Raw genomic sequence first — 16,657 nt, 5'->3', positions numbered from 1 at the left:
CAATGGACAGTGCATTTCTGATTACCGCGTTCACAACGCTTTTCGTGGTCCTTGATCCGCCCGCGCAAACGCCGATCTTCGTGGCGCTGACACAGGGTATGGACTGGCATACGCGCCGCTCCATTGCCATTCGGGCCTGCCTGACGGCGGGTTTCATCCTGGCCCTGTTTGCCGCCTTTGGCGAAGCCCTTCTGGGGTTTGTTGGCATCTCGATGGAAGCGTTCCGCGTTGCAGGAGGTGTCCTGCTATTCCTGACCGCGCTGGATATGCTGTTTGAACGCCGCACCAAGCGACGCGAAAGCAGCGCCGAGGAAGAGGAACACCCGGACCCGTCCGTCTTTCCCCTGGGCATCCCGCTGATTGCAGGCCCCGGATCGATTGCAACGATGATTCTGCTTGCGGGCCAGCAGCCGGGCATTCAGGGCCTTGCTATTGTCATCGGCGTGATGCTGGTTGTGTTGGCGATGGTCTTCGTGATGTATCTGACCTCTGGCGCGGTCGCACGGATTTTGGGCAAGACCGGGCTGAACGTGTTGACCCGGCTGCTGGGAATGCTGCTTGCGGCCTTGTCGGTGCAGTTCATTCTCGATGGCCTCAAGGCCTTTGGTTTTGCGTCTTAAACCCCCATATATGTGACGTGCAACTTGAGTGGGGTGAACCCTGTGGACAGCGTCGATATCGGACAACTGGTCTATCTGGTCGTGCTTGGGCTGGCCGTCGCGTTCTGGTTCGTTTCGCAAAACCGCCAGTCGCTGAACAAGACGTTGCAGCAGGTGATGGCCTGGGTGTTCATTTTCGTTGGCGTCATCGCCGTCATCGGCCTGTGGGAAGACATCCGGTCTTCGGTTGGCCCTGCCCCGCAGATGACCGTCACCGGCAACGCGATCGAGGTGCCTCGTGCCTATGATGGTCATTATTACCTTCCGGTTTTGGTAAATGGTGAGCCGATCAACTTTCTTGTCGACACCGGCGCCAGCCAGATCGTGCTCAGCGCTCAGGACGCTGCGCGCGTAGGTATCGATCCTGATCAGTTGAACTATTTCGGCCGCGCCCTGACTGCCAACGGCGAGGTCCGCACAGCGCCGGTGCGGCTTGAGACCCTGACCGTAGGCCCCATTACCGATCAGAACGTATCGGCCTGGGTCAATGAAGGCGAACTGGATAAATCGCTTTTGGGGATGGAATACCTGCATCGTTTCTCGAGCGTCCAATTTGCAAATGGCAAGTTGATCTTGTCCCGTTGACGGCCCTGGCCGCTTGAGAACAAAAATAGAACATGCTAGTGTTCCGGCATGTCTACTCAGCTTCTTGGCCACAAACCTGCGCGTCAGGCACCGGGGGTAAGCCTCCATCCGCAGATCACCCTGCAACTGGGCCGCGTGCACGAGGCGTGCGGCCCCGCCCGGCGCAGCTTTGCCATGTGGCTGGCCAGTCAGACACAGGGGCCGGTCTTGTGGATTTCCCCCGCGTGGGAACCCGGCCAGCTGAACCCCGATGGGATGATGGCCTTTGCCGATCCGGCCCGGTTCATCTTTGTTCTGCCCACCCGTGCCGAGGATCTGCTGTGGTGTCTGGAGGAGGCGCTGCGCAGCGGGGCCATTCCGCTGATCGTCGGCGACCTGCCCGGCGCGCCGGGGCTGACACCGATACGCCGGATGCATCTGGCCGCCGAACAAGGGGGGGCGATGGGGCGGGCTCCGCTTGGTTTGCTGCTGACACCCGGAGACGGTGGCGCGCAAGGGGTTGAGACGCGCTGGCACATGGCGGCCACCCATCGGGAAGAGGCTCGGATCTGGACCCTGACCCGCCGCCGCGCCCGCGCCCTGCCCCAGGTCACATGGCAGGCCACCATGACCGCCGCCCGTGCCGGGTTGCATCTGGAACGGATCGAAACCGAAGACACACCGGCATAAAGCCACGCGAATCACGCAAGATGTGACTGGTCAAAACCCGGGCCGCGCCCTAGCGTCACCACATGAGCCATCCGATCCATGACAGCCGCTATTCCTGGCTTCGCCTTCTGATCACGCTCGCCATTGCAACAGTGGCGAATGTGGGCATGTGGGCGGTAATCGTGGTCATGCCCGCAGTTGAAGCCGAATTCGGGGCCGGTCGTGCCGAAGCCTCGATGCCGTACACTCTGGCGATGATCGGTTTTGCCCTGGGCAATATGTGGCTGGGGCAGTTGGTGGACCGGCTGGGCGTCACCAGCGCCCTGATCGGAGCAGCCGTCTTGAGCGCGCTGAGCTATGTGCTGGCAACGCTGGCACCGAGCATAATGTTGCTATCCGCGGCGCATCTTTTGCTTGGGCTGGGCACGTCGATTGGGTTTGGCCCGCTGATCGCCGATATCTCACATTGGTTCATGAAACGGCGCGGCATTGCCGTCGCATTGGTCGCCAGTGGGAATTACCTGTCCGGCGCCATCTGGCCCACCATGCTGTCCGGAATTCTGGCGCGGGATGGATGGCAACAGGTCTATCTGACGCTCGCCGTGCTGACGCTTGTCGTCGTCATTCCCCTGTCGCTGCTGCTACGCCGCAGGGTGCCGGTCGAGGCACACGGCACCGCTGCGGCATCCGCCCACATCAATGCACGAAGCGTCGGTGTATCACCACGCGCACTGCAATATATTCTGGGCCTGGCCGGGATCGGTTGTTGCGTCGCCATGTCGATGCCGCAGGTTCATATCGTCTCGTATTGCGTCGGGCTGGGATATGGGCCCGCAGTCGGGGCCGAGATGCTGTCGCTGATGCTATTGGGTGGCGTTGTCAGCCGCATCATCTCAGGTCTGCTGGCTGACCGGCTGGGCGGAGTCATGACGCTTTTGATCGGTTCGCTCCTGCAATGCATCGCCCTGTTCCTGTTCCTGCCCTACGACGGAATGGTATCGCTTTACGCCATCAGCCTGCTCTTTGGCCTGGCACAGGGCGGCATCGTGCCCAGCTATGCGCTGATTGTCCGCGAATACATGCCGCCGCAGGAAGCTGGCGCGCGGGTCGGGTTCGTCATGATGATGACCATTCTTGGCATGGCTCTCGGCGGCTGGATGTCAGGGTGGATATACGACCTCACCGGAAACTACCAACTGGCGTTCGTGAATGGCATTCTTTGGAATGGCCTGAACATTGCGATCGTTCTGATGCTGCTCAGGAGATCCCGCCCCGGACGAGAACGGGTTATGGCATGACCCTTCTGACCCGTCGCAGCCTGCTTGCCGGGTTGGCAACCCTGCCCCTGACCCGGGCGGCACATGCCGCATTGCGGCCATATATCTTGTCGGATGAAGGCACCCGGATCGGGTTCACTTTTGATCTTGCGGGGGTGGCTCAGTCAGGGACAATGCCGATCCGGACCGCCGATGTTCAGATTGACACAGGTCGGCTACAGAACAGTCAGGTCACAGTAACACTGGACGTCAGCAAAGCCAGAACGCGGCTGCCCTTTGCCCGTATGCCCATGCTCAGCCCCAGCGTATTGGACGCGAAACAGCACCCAACGATCCGGTTCGTGTCAACGGACATACAGTTGGGCCCGGAAGGGCGAATATCGGATGGCGCTCGGATCACGGGTGATCTGACGGTCCGCGGCGTGATCCGCCCGATCACGTTGGAGGCCAATCTGTACCGGCAGGCGGGAAGTGAAGTGAACGATCTGAGCCGTCTGACCATTGGCCTGAAGGGCGCCCTGAACCGGCACGACTTCGGCGCTTCGGGCTATCCTGACCTGGTTCATGACACTGTCGGCCTGGACATCCACGCAGAGATTATCCGAGCGACCTGACCGCCGAACGGCAAAAAACGACTCGCGAAAGTCGAATTGATGCGCGCATTGTGCGGCGACCCTGCCAATCTGAGACCACCATGCGCACGATCATTTCATTTGCCGCCCTGTTTCTTTCAGTCATTCTGCTACAGCTTTCGACAGGAGGCGTCGGGCCACTTGATGCCATATCGGGCATCACGCTGGATTTCACGACCGAACAGATCGGCCTGTTGGGATCTTCGCACTTTCTGGGGTTTTTCATCGGCTGCTGGTGGGCACCCCGTCTGATGGGCAATGTTGGTCATTCGCGCGCATTTGCAGTTTGCACCGCGTTGGGCGCGATGGGCCTCATCGGACATACGCTGACCGAAAACCCATATATCTGGGCCGCCCTGCGTGTGGCCTCGGGCACCTGCGTGGCAGGCGCGTACACGGTGATCGAGGCCTGGCTGAACGCAAAGGTCACAAATGAAACCCGGGGGCGTGCGATGGGCACGTACCGGATCGCGGATATGGGCGCGTCCCTGTGCGCCCAGTTGATTATCGCCGTTCTGCCCCCGGCCTCTTACGTCTCGTACAACCTGCTGGCGATCCTGTGCTGTGCGTCGCTGCTGCCGCTGACCCTGACCAAAGCAAGCCAGCCCAAAACACCTGACGCGCCCCGCCTGAAACCCAAGCTGGCTTGGCGCAGCTCACCCTTGGCCGTGGCAGGCGTGATCGTGGCCGCGCTCAGCTCGGCCTCGTTCCGAATGGTGGGTCCGGTTTACGGGCAAGAGGTCGGCCTTGGCGTCGATCAGATCGCATTCTTCCTGGCCTCTTTCGTACTGGGTGGTGCGCTTGCTCAATATCCCGTCGGCTGGCTGGCTGATAAATATGACCGGCGCTGGGTCCTGATCTGGCTGTCGGCTGCCGCGGTACTCAGCTGCGGCGTCACCATTGCGGCAAGCGGCACCGGAACGATCGGCGTCATGTCGGCGGCGGTCTTCTTTGGCCTGACAACCTTCCCGATCTTCTCGGTCTCTTCCGCCCACGCAAATGACTTCGCCACGACCGAGGAACGGGTGGAGCTGTCTGCGGCCCTGATGTTCTGGTTTGCCTTGGGGGCGATTGCATCGCCCTACGTAACCTCGACTCTGATCCAGCAATTTGGGCCCGGTGCCCTTTTTGCCTTCGTGGCGTTCGGGCATGTCTTCCTGATCGTGTTTGGTCTGGCGCGGATGCGGTCCCGCCCCACCCCCGAGGAGCGCACGAATTATGTTTACGCCCCGCGGACCTCATTCACGATTGGTCGTCTTTTGAAACGGTCGCGGGAAAACTCGAAAAACTAGACACCCGCTGGTTTTTGTATGCCTTTCGTGATTGGCCCGGTCTTTTCGGTAGGCCTTGCATGAAACACGGACGGGTCTGTCCATCTCAGATTCAGCGCGTTGCGATTGCGCAGGTCCGGGAACGCGCACCAGACCGCCGGGGCAGCGCGAATTTCGGACCATTCGGCGTCCAAATTGACTTGCAGGTCAATGTCGGGCTTTTGCTGGACGATCACATCATGTAGACGGGCGCGCAGACAGTTACGCGGAAACGGATCATGGCTCGGATTCTCATCACCTCGGCGATCCCCTATATCAACGGGATCAAGCACCTCGGCAATCTGATCGGCTCGCAATTGCCTGCCGACTTGTATGCACGTTACCAGCGCGGCCGGGGGAACGAGGTCATGTTCCTGTGCGCCACGGATGAACACGGCACACCCGCCGAGTTGGCGGCGGCCAAGGCTGGCAAGCCGGTGGCGGAATACTGCGCCGACATGTATGCGATTCAGGCCGATATCGCCAACCGGTTTGGGCTCAGCTTCGATCACTTCGGCCGCTCGTCCAGCGAACAGAACAAGCGCCTGACCCAGCACTTTGCGGGCAAGCTGGATGACGCGGGCCTCATCCGCGAAGTCAGCGAGAAACAGGTTTATTCCAACGCCGATGGCCGCTTTCTGCCTGATCGCTATATCGAAGGCACCTGCCCCAATTGCGGCTATGACCGCGCGCGCGGCGACCAGTGCGAGAACTGCACCAAGCAGTTGGATCCGACGGACCTGATCGAGCCGCGCTCGGCCATTTCCGGGTCGACCGATCTGGAAGTACGTGAAACCAAGCACCTGTATCTGCGCCAATCCGCGATGAAGGACAAGCTGGATGCGTGGATCGACAGCAAGACGGACTGGCCGGTCCTGACCACGTCAATTGCCAAGAAGTGGCTGCATGACGGTGACGGCTTGCAGGACCGTGGCATCACCCGCGATCTGGACTGGGGTGTGCCGGTCAAAAAAGGCGATCAGGATTGGCCGGGGATGGAAGGCAAGGTCTTTTACGTCTGGTTCGACGCCCCCATTGAATACATCGCCTGCGCCAAGGAATGGGCGGACGCCAACGGAAGGGCCGATGCGGATTGGGAACGCTGGTGGCGCACCGACAAGGGCGCGGATGATGTGCGCTATGTCCAGTTCATGGGAAAGGACAACGTGCCGTTCCATACGCTGTCCTTCCCGGCCACCATCCTGGGCACCAATACGCATAATGAAGAGACCGGATCTCCCGAACGCTGGAAGCTGGTCGATTACATCAAATCGTTCAACTACCTGAACTATGACGGCGGCCAGTTTTCGACCAGCCAGGGCCGTGGCGTGTTCATGGATCAGGCGCTGGACATTCTGCCCGCCGATTATTGGCGCTGGTGGCTGCTGAGCCATGCGCCGGAAAGCAGCGACAGTGAGTTCACATGGGAGAACTTCCAGCAATCGGTGAACAAGGACCTTGCAGACGTTCTGGGCAACTTTGTCAGCCGGATCACCAAATTCTGCCGCTCGAAATTTGGTGAGGCCGTGCCCGACGGTGGACAGTTCGGCCCCCGCGAGCAGGCCTTGATCGAAGAGCTCACCAAACGCGTCCGCGCCTATGAAGGCCACATGGAGGCGATGGAAGTTCGCAAATCCGCGCAGGAGCTACGGGCAATCTGGGTTGCAGGAAATGAATATCTACAGGCCGCAGCTCCGTGGTCCACGTTCAAGGAAGACCCCGAGCAGGCCGCCGCGCAGGTACGTCTTGGTCTGAACCTGATCCGGCTTTACGCCGTTCTCAGCGCGCCGTTCATCCCCGACACCTCGGCCCGTATGCTGAGCGCGATGAACACGCTGGATACCAGCTGGCCGGATGATGTCGCCACTGCGTTGAACGCTTTGCCGTCCGGCCACGACTTCACCGTGCCCGACGTTCTGTTCGCCAAAATAACGGATGAACAGCGTGAAGAATGGCAAGAGAAATTCGCTGGGACCCGCGACTGAACCATCCGATACCAAGAACCAGGGGGGGCCATTCCGGCCCCCTTCTCGTTCGGGCCCGATGACCACGCCGGGACCTAAGCCAGCATAAGTGCTGAAATTTTTGACATCGGCCCCGATCGACTCAAGATTCATCACGCTTGAGATATCGGCACAAAAAAGTCATCCTGAGACCAAGTTCCTCCGACTCGGGTCGCCCTGGCGACCGGGTCGGTATCTTTTGTTTCTGCATCGAACGAGGCTTTCGCCATGTCCCCAGCATTCATTTCGCCCAACAAGACCAGCAGGCATTTGGCCGCCGTATTCATGCTGATGTCCTTGGGTTTGGCGCATCCTGCGATCGCGCAAGAAGAAGGGGCACCGCCAAAGGTTTCCATAGCGGCGGCCTATACCGAGGAAATCACCGACGAGGCCACGTTCATCGGGCGCGCCGAGGCAATCAACAAAGTCGATATCGTGGCGCGCGTGAACGGGTTTCTCAACAGCCGCGAAGTCGAGGATGGAGCGACGGTAAAGGAAGGCGACCTGCTGTTTACCATCGAACCCGACCTGTATGAGGCCACGCTTGAGGCCCGAAAGGCCGATCTGAACCGGGCGGAAGCGAATCTTGAGCTGGCAAAGGTTGATCTGGCGCGTAAAGAAGAGCTTTACAAACGTGACGCGACGCCGGAATCGGAACGCGACATTGCCCGCGCCAATGAACTGGTCGCAGAGGCAGAGGTGAAAGCAGCCAAAGCTGCGATCCGGCAGGCCGAGCTTGACCTGAGCTATACGCAGATCCACGCACCATTTGATGGCCGTATCGGCAGGATCACCACAAGCGTCGGCGATGTTGTTGGCCCAAACAACCCTCCTCTGGTCAATATCGTCAGCGAGTCGCCGATCTACGTGAATTTCTCGTTGAACGAAAAGCTCTTTACCTCGGTTTTGCAGACCGTTGGCGAAAACTCAGCCTCTCTTGCGGATAGTCCGCAAAGCCCAAACGTCCATGTCAAACTGCCCAATGGAACAGAGTTGGATGAAACCGGCAGAATTGTATTCGTTGACAACCGTATCGACCCATTGACCGGAGCAATCACGATGCGGGCCCAATTCGACAATACGGACCGGCTGATCCTGGACGGCGCTTTCGTGAATGTGCAGATCGAAGCGCTTGAACCGACCTTGCAGGTTCTGGTGCCGCAAGCCGCCTTGCAGCGCGATCAGCGGGGCGATTTTGTCCTGGTGGTCAACGACAAGCAAATGGTTGAACAGCGCTACATCACAACAGGTGACACTTTTGATACTGCGATTATTGTGCTGGACGGGCTGCGTGAAGGTGAAAGCGTCATTGTCGAGGGCTTGCAGCGGGTCCGCCCCGGTGTCGCTGTTGACGCGGTCGTGGCCTCTGAGCAGCCGGGAGAGTAACAGATGTTCTCAGCCCTGTTCATAAGCCGCCCCAAGCTGGCGCTTGTCATCTCACTGGTGCTGACCATCATGGGCGGCATCGGGTACCTGGTACTGCCGGTCGCGCAGTTTCCGGATATCACGCCGCCTGTGGTCAACGTCTCAACCACCTATACCGGTGCAAATGCCGAAACCGTTGAAAACACCGTTGCCGCGCCGATTGAAGCGCAGGTCAACGGTGTGGACGACATGATCTACATGACGTCCAGATCGTCGGACAACGGGTCCTATTCGCTGGATGTGACCTTTGAGGTGGGCACCGATCCCGACATCGCATCGGTCAACGTTCAAAACCGGGTGGCGCAGGCCATGTCGTCATTGCCAGCCGAGGTCACTTCGTCCGGCGTCGTGACACAGAAATCCTCGACCAACATGCTGATGCTGGTCACTCTGACCTCACCCGATGGGACCTATGACAGTGTGTTCCTGTCGAACTATGCCTCGATCAATCTGCGCGATGCGCTGGCGCGTGTGCAGGGCGTCGGCAAGGCCGATGTTCTGACCAACCTTGAATACGCCATGCGGATCTGGATGGACCCGGACAAGATGGCGGCGCTGTCCATCACACCTGGGGATGTCATCAATGCAATCCGGGAACAGAATATCGAAGTGTCCGCCGGTTCGATCGGTGCGCCACCCGTTCCCGAAGGGCAGACGTTTCAATACACGATCAAATCCAAAGGCCGCCTGACATCCGCAGAAGAATTCGGTGACATCGTGATCCGAACCGGTGACGCCGGCGCCATCGTCCGCGTCAAAGACATCGCTCGGGTTGAGCTTGGCGCAGAGTACTATGCGGCTTCGGGCTATTTTCAGGCGGTTCCTGCCACGGTCATCGGCATCTATCAGGCCCCCGGTGCAAACGCTTTGGCGGTATCGGAACGTGTGCAGGCGGAATTGGAACGGCTGTCCCGCGCGTTCCCGACGGATGTCGAATATGATGTGCCCTTCAATACGACCGACTTTGTCGAGGCCTCTTTGAACGACGTGGTCTCGACCCTGATCCTGACCTTCATTCTGGTTATTTCGGTTGTGTTCGTGTTCCTGGGAAGCTGGCGCGCAACGATCATTCCGGCGGTGGCAATTCCGGTGTCCCTGATCGGCACTTTTGCCTTCCTGCTGGCATTTGGGATGTCCCTGAACACCATCTCGCTGTTCGCCCTGGTGCTTGCCATTGGTATCGTGGTGGACGACGCCATCGTCGTCGTCGAGAACGTGGAGCGCATCATTGCGGATGAAGGGTTGCCCCCTGCTGAAGCGACCCGAAAAGCCATGGGCCAGATCACGGGTCCGGTCATCGCGACCACTTTGGTTCTTCTGGCGGTGTTCGTGCCGGTGACGTTCATGCCCGGCATCTCGGGGCGGTTGTATTCCCAATTTGCGGTCACGATCTCGACCGCAGTCGTTATCTCATCCATCAACGCGCTGACCCTTTCGCCTGCCCTGTGCGGGTTGGTCCTGCGTGCCAGATCCGGACCTCCCAAAGGGGTGCTTGCGATGTTCGAAAGCTTCATCGGCACCGTGCGCAACGGCTACGTGGCAATTGTACGAAAACTGCTGGTTTTCCCTGCCATCGCGCTGGCCATCGTTGTCGGTCTTGGTTTTGGTACGGGGACAATCATGTCCAACACCTCTGCCGGGTTTATCCCGCTTGAGGACAACGGGTACTTGTTCGTTGATGTTCAGCTGCCGGATGCTGCAACACTGGAACGGACCGAGGCGGTCACCGCACGTCTGGACGAACAGATAAGCGAAATCCCGGGCGTTGCGAGCACGGTTCTTGTCAACGGCTTTTCGATGCTGAACGGCACGATCACCAATGGCGCTGCGATTTTCGTCAATCTCGACAATTGGAGCGAACGGCAAGAAGACGATCTGAGCGCTGATGCCATTCTGGCCAAGGTACTGGCGATTGCGAATGGTGAATCAGCAGCTTCGATCCTTGCCTTCAACCCACCACCCATCCAGGGTCTTGGTATGTCAGCGGGCGTAGAAATGGAGGTTCAGCAAACCGGCGGTGGCACACCGCAGGATCTGGCCTCGGCCGTGGGTTCGTTCGTATATTCGGCCAATCAGAGGCCCGAGATCGGGCAGGCCTATACGACCTTCCGCGCCAACGTCCCGCAGCTGTTCGTTGATCTGGACCGCGAAAAAGCCAAAACGCTGAATGTCTCGGTCGCCGAGATTTTTCAGACCATGCAGGCACAACTGGGGTCGTACTATGTCAATGACTTCAACCTGTTCGGCCGCGTCTACCGCGTGATGATTCAGGCCGATGGCACCTATCGGGACAATGTCGAGGATATCGCGAACCTCTATGTCCGCTCTCAAAACGGCGACATGGTGCCGCTGGGCACACTGATCGACGTGGAAAACGTTTTGGGTCCGGTTCTGCTGAAGCGCCACAACCTGTTCCGGTCTGCCACGGTGACGGCCGTCCCTGCACCCGGCTTGTCCAGCGGCGACGCAATCAACGTGATGACCGAGGAATCCGCAACCGCCCTGCCCCCGGGTTATGCGTTCGAATGGACAGGGACGGCACAGCAACAGCTGGCCTCGGGCAGTCTGGTGATCATCATCCTCGGGCTCGCCATCCTGTTTGGATATTTGTTCCTGGTGGGTCAGTACGAAAGTTGGACCTTGCCTGTTTCAATCCTGCTTTCCGTTGTCGTGGCCTTGTTTGGGGCCGTGGCGGCGGTGGCCATCGTGGGCAGTGACATCAACCTCTATACGCAGATCGGAATGATCATGCTTGTGGGGCTGGCCTCGAAGAACGGTATTCTGATCGTCGAGTTCGCCATGGAGCAACGCGCCAAGGGGCTTTCCATCAAAGAGGCCGCCGCAGAGGCTGCGTATCAGCGTTTCCGCGCTGTGATGATGACTGCCTTGTCCTTCCTCCTTGGTGTTGTCCCCCTGCTGGCCGCGAACGGAGCCGGTGCCGCCAGTCAGAAAGCGATCGGTGTCGCGGTGTTCGGCGGGATGCTGGCCGCGACGCTGGTTGGAGTGATCGTGGTGCCCGTGCTCTACGCCCTGATGCAGGGCTTGCGAGAATGGTTGAAGGGCAGCAAAAAGGACCCCGACCCTACGGAAGAAGCCGCCTGAGCAAATAAAAGCCCCACCTGAGCTGGTGGGGCTTTTATGCAATTCCGCTAATCGGCTTCAGACGTTTTTAAGCTGGCTTTCATCCTCAGACCGTGCGGACATCCATTGATCGATCCGCGAAATCTGTTCGGCACTCAGCCGCAAGCCCAATTTGTTGCGGCGCCAAACCACATCTTCGGCGGAGCGGGCATATTCCTTGTCCATCAGCCAAGCGACCTCTCGCGCGGTCAGGGTCGCGCCAAAGTCCTCTCCCAGATCGGATACCTGTTTCGCATCTCCCAAAATATCCCTTGCTTCTATCCCGTAAGCTCTGATCAGGCGGGCAGCCCAGGTATCGGTCAAAAAGGGATAGGCCGCCAGAAGATCGCCTTTCAGGGTTTCGACAGCATCCACCGGAAAATCCCCCCCCGGCAGAGCGACACCAGCGGTCCAGGGGCCGGGCAGGTTCGGGAAAAACTCTCCAACCTTCTCAAGCGCGCTTTCTGCAAGCCTGCGATAGGTTGTGATCTTGCCGCCAAACACATTCAAAACAGGCGCCCCGCCCTGCGCGTCGACTTTCAACGTGTAATCCCGTGTCGCGGCAGTGGCACTGCTTGCCCCGTCATCATAAAGAGGCCGTACGCCGGAATAGGTCCAAACGACATCGTCGCGGGTCACGGCGCGTTTGAAGTATTTCGATGCGAAGGCGCACAGGTAATCCTGCTCGGCTTCGGTGCAGACCGGTTTCGTGGCCGGGTCCGGATGGTCCTGATCCGTTGTGCCGATCAGAGTAAAATCCTGCTCGTATGGTATGGCGAAAATGATGCGGCCATCTTCACCCTGGAAAAAGTAGCATTTGTCGTGATCGTAAAGCCTGGGCGTCACGATATGACTGCCCCGCACAAGCCGTACGCCCTCGCGAGAGTTCACGCGGATCTTGGTTTGAATGATGTCGCCCACCCAGGGTCCGCCTGCATTGATCAGCATTTTGGCCCGGACCAAACGGGTCTCACCGCTGCTTCGATCCCGAATGGACACTTCCCAAAGATCACCGACCCGCTCGGCCGAGGTCACCTCGGTCCGCACCATGATCTGCGCGCCGCGTGCCTCGGCGTCACGCGCATTCAGGACCACCAGTCGCGAGTCTTCGACCCAGCAATCGGAATATTCATAAGCCGTTTCGAACTTGTCCTGCAACGGGGCCCCCTCCGGTGCCGACCGCAGGTTCAATGATGTCGTTCCCGGCAGGATTTTGCGCCCGCCCAGATTGTCATACATGAACAGGCCCAACCGGATCAGCCAGGCCGGACGCCGCCCGCGCATCCACGGCATGACCGTGCTGAGCAACCGCGAGGTCGGCGTTTCGGAATCAAACCGCATGTCCTTGTGGTAGGGCAGCACAAAACGCATTGGCCAGCTGATATGTGGCATGGCGCGCAGCAGGGTTTCACGCTCGATCAGGGCCTCACGCACCAGCCGAATTTCAAAATACTCAAGGTATCGCAATCCGCCGTGAAACAATTTGGTTGAGGCCGAAGATGTGGCGGAAGCCAGATCGTTCATCTCGGCCAGCATCACCGAAAGACCCCGCCCGGCGGCGTCCCGAGCAATTCCACAGCCATTGATCCCGCCACCGATGATGAAAAGGTCTGTGATCTGGTTGTCCGTTGACTGCATATCCATTGATTCCCTGCCTGACCCGGTTGCGGGCATTAGCCAGAATGGCTTTCGCTTCGTCAATGTTTATGTTCGTTTATTTTCCTTTTGCAACTCTGTTATGATTTTTCAGCAATCCGGCTTGCCTAAATCAACAAAAAGAACAAAAACGAAAACCAATCCTCTGCACCGGAACCGCCCATGTCCTTGTCCTTTCGCCAATCCGACATTCTGGAAATCGCCAGCACCGAAGGGCGCGTTACCGTCGACGGGCTTGCTGAACGCTTTGGTGTCACCGTTCAGACAATCCGGCGCGACCTGACCGAGCTTGCAGATGCGGGCAAGCTGGACCGGGTTCACGGGGGCGCCGTTCTGCGATCAGGCGTTTCAAATATCGGATATGAAGACCGCCGCGCGCTGAACGCGGAGGCCAAGACCCGTATCGCACAGGCATGTGCGGCTGATATCCCCGATGGCGCGTCAATTTTCATGAATATCGGAACCTCGACCGAGGCCGTGGCAAGGCAATTGCTAGACCACAAAAACCTGTTGGTGGTGACGAATAACATGAACGTCGCAAACATCCTTGTCGAAAACCCGGACTGCGAAGTTATCTTGGCCGGTGGCGTTCTGCGCCGGTCTGATGGGGGTCTGATCGGCAACCTTACTGTATCGGCCATCCGGCAATTCAAGTTCGATATCGCTGTCATAGGATGTTCGGCCCTGGACACGGATGGCGATCTTTTGGACTTCGACTTTCAGGAGGTTCAGGTCAGCCAGGCCATCATCGAACAGGCGCGCCGCACTTTTCTAGTTGCCGATCATTCGAAGGTTCAACGCTCGGCTCCGGCGCGAATAGGATCAATCGCCGAACTTGACACGGTCTATACCGACCTTCCCCTGCCCGGAAAGCTGCCAGAGCACTGTCGCGAGTGGCAAACAGACGTCATCATCTGCGACTAGAGGCGGGCAAACAACAACGTTCGGGCAAGTTGCGCGGCTTGCCAGATGGGACCCGGCCTGACACTATCCTTCATACAGGAATTTGTGCACGGGAGGGGAGGACCGGGCCATGATTGCGCTTTTGTTTTCGTTGTTTATCGCCACGATGGGGCTGAACTATTTCAAGTTGACCAGGGCGGGCAACGCCTTGTTTTTCGTCACGTTGGCCATGTGTATCTACTGGCTGAAATTCCACGCAACCACACCGCTGACAATTCAACTTTGAGGGGCTTGCCATGACACCTGAACTGTCCCGCACCCTCAACGCGATCGGTATGCTTGCCGTCTGCCTTGTACTGGCGCTGGCGTTTTTCTATCAGCTTGTCCTGTATGAACTGCCCTGCCCGCTTTGCCTGCTGCAACGTGTTGGGTTCGTTGCCGTCGGCGTGGGGCTTGGTTTGAACCTGCTCTACGGTCCACGGCCGCAACACTATGCCATCGTGCTGATTGCGGCCCTGTATGGCGGCACTGTATCGATCCGCCAAATTCTTCTGCATATCGTACCCGGCACCGGGCACTATGGCTCACCTGTTTTGGGCCTGCACTACTATACCTGGGCCGGGATCGCCTTTTTCCTTGTGTTGCTGGGCACATCGATCATGCTGTTGTTTGATCGCCAATACGCCGACCCTTCTGGTCAGGAACCAAGGTTCGGCGGAAATACTCTGGCCAAGATCGCGTTTTTCGTCATGCTGGCTTTGGCGGTGCTGAATGCGGGTTCAACCTTGTTGGAATGCGGACCGGGTATCTGCGCCGACCCGCCGACAAGCTACAAGTTGATTGACGAATTGGACGCCGGCAACTGAAGATACCGTAACCTTCCCCAAAAGGAGGCGCGAGCATGGGACTATTGGGACAGCCGCTTGGCTACTATGACTATCTGACTTTCGTGGCATTGATCCTGCTTCTGGCGGCGGTGATGGCACTGTTTCTCTTTCTCATGGGCCTTCCGGGTCGGATCGCCATCAAACGCAACCATCCCCATGCCGAGGCGGTAAAGATCATGGGCTGGATGGGATTTCTGGCCGTGGTGCCCTGGGTCCATGCCTTTATGTGGGCGTTCCATGATGGCGTTACGGTCGACATTCGCCGTGGCCCTGACGAGGAAAAAGACGCCATTCGTGATGAAATCAAACGTCTGGGTGGTGATGTCCGGCCTGAATATCAAGATCGTCTGGACACAGACGATCCCCAACAAAGCTAAGGCCAAAGGAAGTCACAAAACATGTTCGTCGCCCTTGGCATCACGTTATTTTACATCATTTTCGTCTGGCTTATTTTCTTCAAGCTGGAACTGCTGAAATTCAACATCGCCTGGGGCATCGTATCCTTTTGGGTTGGCGCGCATCTGCTGCTGATTTTTCTGGTCGCATTGCGGTTCTTTCAACCCTTCTCGGCCGACAGCCACGTGGTGCGTTCGACCATACAGATCATTCCCAAACTGACACAGCCGACGATCCTGACCGAAGTTCTTGTGGAACCGAACACACCGGTCACCAAGGGTGATCCGCTCTATCGCTTTGACGACACGGTGTTTTCACTGGCTGTGGACAATGCGAAGGCGCAATTGGTCGCCGCTGAACAGAATGCCAAGATTCTGGAACAGGATGTGATCGCGACGACCGAAGCTGTTGAACGCGCAAACGCGCAACTGGCCTATGCGCAGACTCAGCAAGCGCGCTATGAAACTCTCGTGCCCGCCGGTGGAGCGCGGCAAGACGAACTGGACCGCTGGAACGAGCAGGTGACCGAAGACCTTGCTGCCGTCAAACAGGCCGAAGCAAACCTGGAAAAAGCACAGCTGGCTGTGGAATCCCAGATAGACGGTGTGAACACGGGTATTCTTCAGGCAAGGGCGCAGTTGGCCGAGGCTGAGTATTTTCTCGAAAACACAACGATCTATGCGCCTGAAAACGGCATGATCGTATCGCAGCAAGCCCGCCCCGGGCTGGTCGTGGGCGATGTGCGACTGGGCGCGATCGCCAGTTTCGTGACCGAGGACAGCCCCTATATTCTTGCGACCTTTCGCCAGCAGAACCTGAAATTCGTGGAACCGGGGCAAGAGGTCGAAGTGGCGCTTGATCTTTACCCGGGCGAAATCCTGACGGGCAAGGTCGAGGCGATCTGGTGGGCCACGCGCCAGGGGCAACTGATCCCTTCAGGCCGCCTGCCCGGCTTTGAACTGCCGAAACTGCCCGGTCGAATTGCCGTGCAGATCACCGTCGATGTCCCTGAAGGGCACACTTTCCCGGCTGGCGGCCACGCCGCAGTGGCGATCTACACCGGACAGGGCAAAAGCTTTGAGTTCCTGAGACGCATCAACATCCGTCTCTATTCCTTCGCCAACTTCATCCGACCACTGGATATCTGAGGATGCGC

16 protein-coding genes are annotated in these 16,657 nt (G+C 58.5%); 15 read left to right on the top strand and 1 reads right to left on the bottom strand.

Annotation, left to right across the window (positions count from 1 at the left end; genetic code table 11):
- The first annotated feature begins 2 nt into the window (after positions 1–2).
- From NOR97_RS06285 to NOR97_RS06240, 10 genes are all read left to right on the top strand, one after another.
- Positions 3–620 (top strand): MarC family protein, encoded by a 618-nt coding sequence (locus NOR97_RS06285; protein ID WP_171116313.1) that lies wholly within the window; start codon positions 3–5, stop codon positions 618–620.
- A 42-nt stretch (positions 621–662) separates the two neighbouring features.
- On the top strand, positions 663–1,244 hold the full coding sequence (locus tag NOR97_RS06280; RefSeq protein ID WP_170344624.1) for a TIGR02281 family clan AA aspartic protease: 582 nt from the start codon (positions 663–665) through the stop codon (positions 1,242–1,244).
- A gap of 48 nt (positions 1,245–1,292) precedes the next feature.
- Positions 1,293–1,913 carry an ImuA family protein gene (locus NOR97_RS06275; RefSeq protein ID WP_257600575.1) on the top strand — a complete coding sequence of 207 codons (621 nt, stop codon included), beginning with the start codon at positions 1,293–1,295 and terminating at the stop codon, positions 1,911–1,913.
- 62 nt (positions 1,914–1,975) lie between these two features.
- The gene (locus tag NOR97_RS06270; RefSeq protein WP_257600574.1) at positions 1,976–3,190 is read left to right on the top strand and encodes a CynX/NimT family MFS transporter; all 1,215 of its coding nucleotides are present in this window, start codon (positions 1,976–1,978) and stop codon (positions 3,188–3,190) included.
- On the top strand, positions 3,187–3,783 hold the full coding sequence (locus NOR97_RS06265) for a YceI family protein (RefSeq protein ID WP_170344627.1): 597 nt from the start codon (positions 3,187–3,189) through the stop codon (positions 3,781–3,783). The genes NOR97_RS06270 and NOR97_RS06265 overlap by 4 nt, the downstream gene beginning before the upstream one ends.
- An 80-nt stretch (positions 3,784–3,863) precedes the next feature.
- Positions 3,864–5,093 carry an MFS transporter gene (locus NOR97_RS06260; protein ID WP_257600573.1) on the top strand — a complete coding sequence of 410 codons (1,230 nt, stop codon included), beginning with the start codon at positions 3,864–3,866 and terminating at the stop codon, positions 5,091–5,093.
- 59 nt (positions 5,094–5,152) lie between these two features.
- The gene (locus tag NOR97_RS06255) at positions 5,153–5,317 is read left to right on the top strand and encodes a hypothetical protein (RefSeq protein WP_257600572.1); all 165 of its coding nucleotides are present in this window, start codon (positions 5,153–5,155) and stop codon (positions 5,315–5,317) included.
- A gap of 33 nt (positions 5,318–5,350) precedes the next feature.
- Positions 5,351–7,096 (top strand): methionine--tRNA ligase, encoded by a 1,746-nt coding sequence (gene metG / locus NOR97_RS06250; RefSeq protein WP_257600571.1) that lies wholly within the window; start codon positions 5,351–5,353, stop codon positions 7,094–7,096.
- A gap of 303 nt (positions 7,097–7,399) precedes the next feature.
- Positions 7,400–8,500, top strand: a complete 1,101-nt coding sequence (locus NOR97_RS06245; RefSeq protein ID WP_374041617.1) for an efflux RND transporter periplasmic adaptor subunit — start codon at positions 7,400–7,402, stop codon at positions 8,498–8,500.
- Positions 8,501–8,503: 3 nt separating this feature from the next.
- Positions 8,504–11,641: an efflux RND transporter permease subunit gene (locus NOR97_RS06240; protein ID WP_170344632.1), complete on the top strand. Its 3,138-nt coding sequence runs from the start codon at positions 8,504–8,506 to the stop codon at positions 11,639–11,641.
- Positions 11,642–11,698: 57 nt separating this feature from the next.
- Here the strand turns inward: NOR97_RS06240 and glpD are convergent, their stop codons facing one another.
- Positions 11,699–13,297 carry a glycerol-3-phosphate dehydrogenase gene (glpD, locus tag NOR97_RS06235; RefSeq protein ID WP_257600837.1) on the bottom strand — a complete coding sequence of 533 codons (1,599 nt, stop codon included), beginning with the start codon at positions 13,295–13,297 and terminating at the stop codon, positions 11,699–11,701.
- Positions 13,298–13,477: 180 nt separating this feature from the next.
- Here glpD and NOR97_RS06230 point away from each other — a divergent pair, with 180 nt between their 5' ends.
- The 5 genes from NOR97_RS06230 (at position 13,478) to NOR97_RS06210 (ending at position 16,649) form a co-directional block, all read left to right on the top strand.
- Positions 13,478–14,239, top strand: a complete 762-nt coding sequence (locus tag NOR97_RS06230; protein ID WP_257600570.1) for a DeoR/GlpR family DNA-binding transcription regulator — start codon at positions 13,478–13,480, stop codon at positions 14,237–14,239.
- A gap of 109 nt (positions 14,240–14,348) precedes the next feature.
- Positions 14,349–14,504 carry a DUF5993 family protein gene (locus NOR97_RS06225; RefSeq protein ID WP_170344634.1) on the top strand — a complete coding sequence of 52 codons (156 nt, stop codon included), beginning with the start codon at positions 14,349–14,351 and terminating at the stop codon, positions 14,502–14,504.
- A gap of 10 nt (positions 14,505–14,514) precedes the next feature.
- Positions 14,515–15,084, top strand: a complete 570-nt coding sequence (locus NOR97_RS06220) for a disulfide bond formation protein B (protein ID WP_170344635.1) — start codon at positions 14,515–14,517, stop codon at positions 15,082–15,084.
- 35 nt (positions 15,085–15,119) lie between these two features.
- Entirely contained in the window at positions 15,120–15,482 is a 363-nt protein-coding gene (locus NOR97_RS06215; protein WP_170344636.1) for a DUF3302 domain-containing protein, read from the top strand.
- A gap of 21 nt (positions 15,483–15,503) precedes the next feature.
- Positions 15,504–16,649, top strand: a complete 1,146-nt coding sequence (locus NOR97_RS06210; RefSeq protein WP_170344637.1) for an HlyD family secretion protein — start codon at positions 15,504–15,506, stop codon at positions 16,647–16,649.
- Positions 16,650–16,657 lie beyond the last annotated feature (8 nt).

The organism is Ruegeria sp. YS9, from assembly GCF_024628725.1.
GTDB lineage: Bacteria > Pseudomonadota > Alphaproteobacteria > Rhodobacterales > Rhodobacteraceae > Ruegeria > Ruegeria atlantica_C.
The sequence above is the reverse complement of the archived record's forward strand: the minus strand, read 5'-3'. Positions and strand labels throughout refer to the sequence as shown.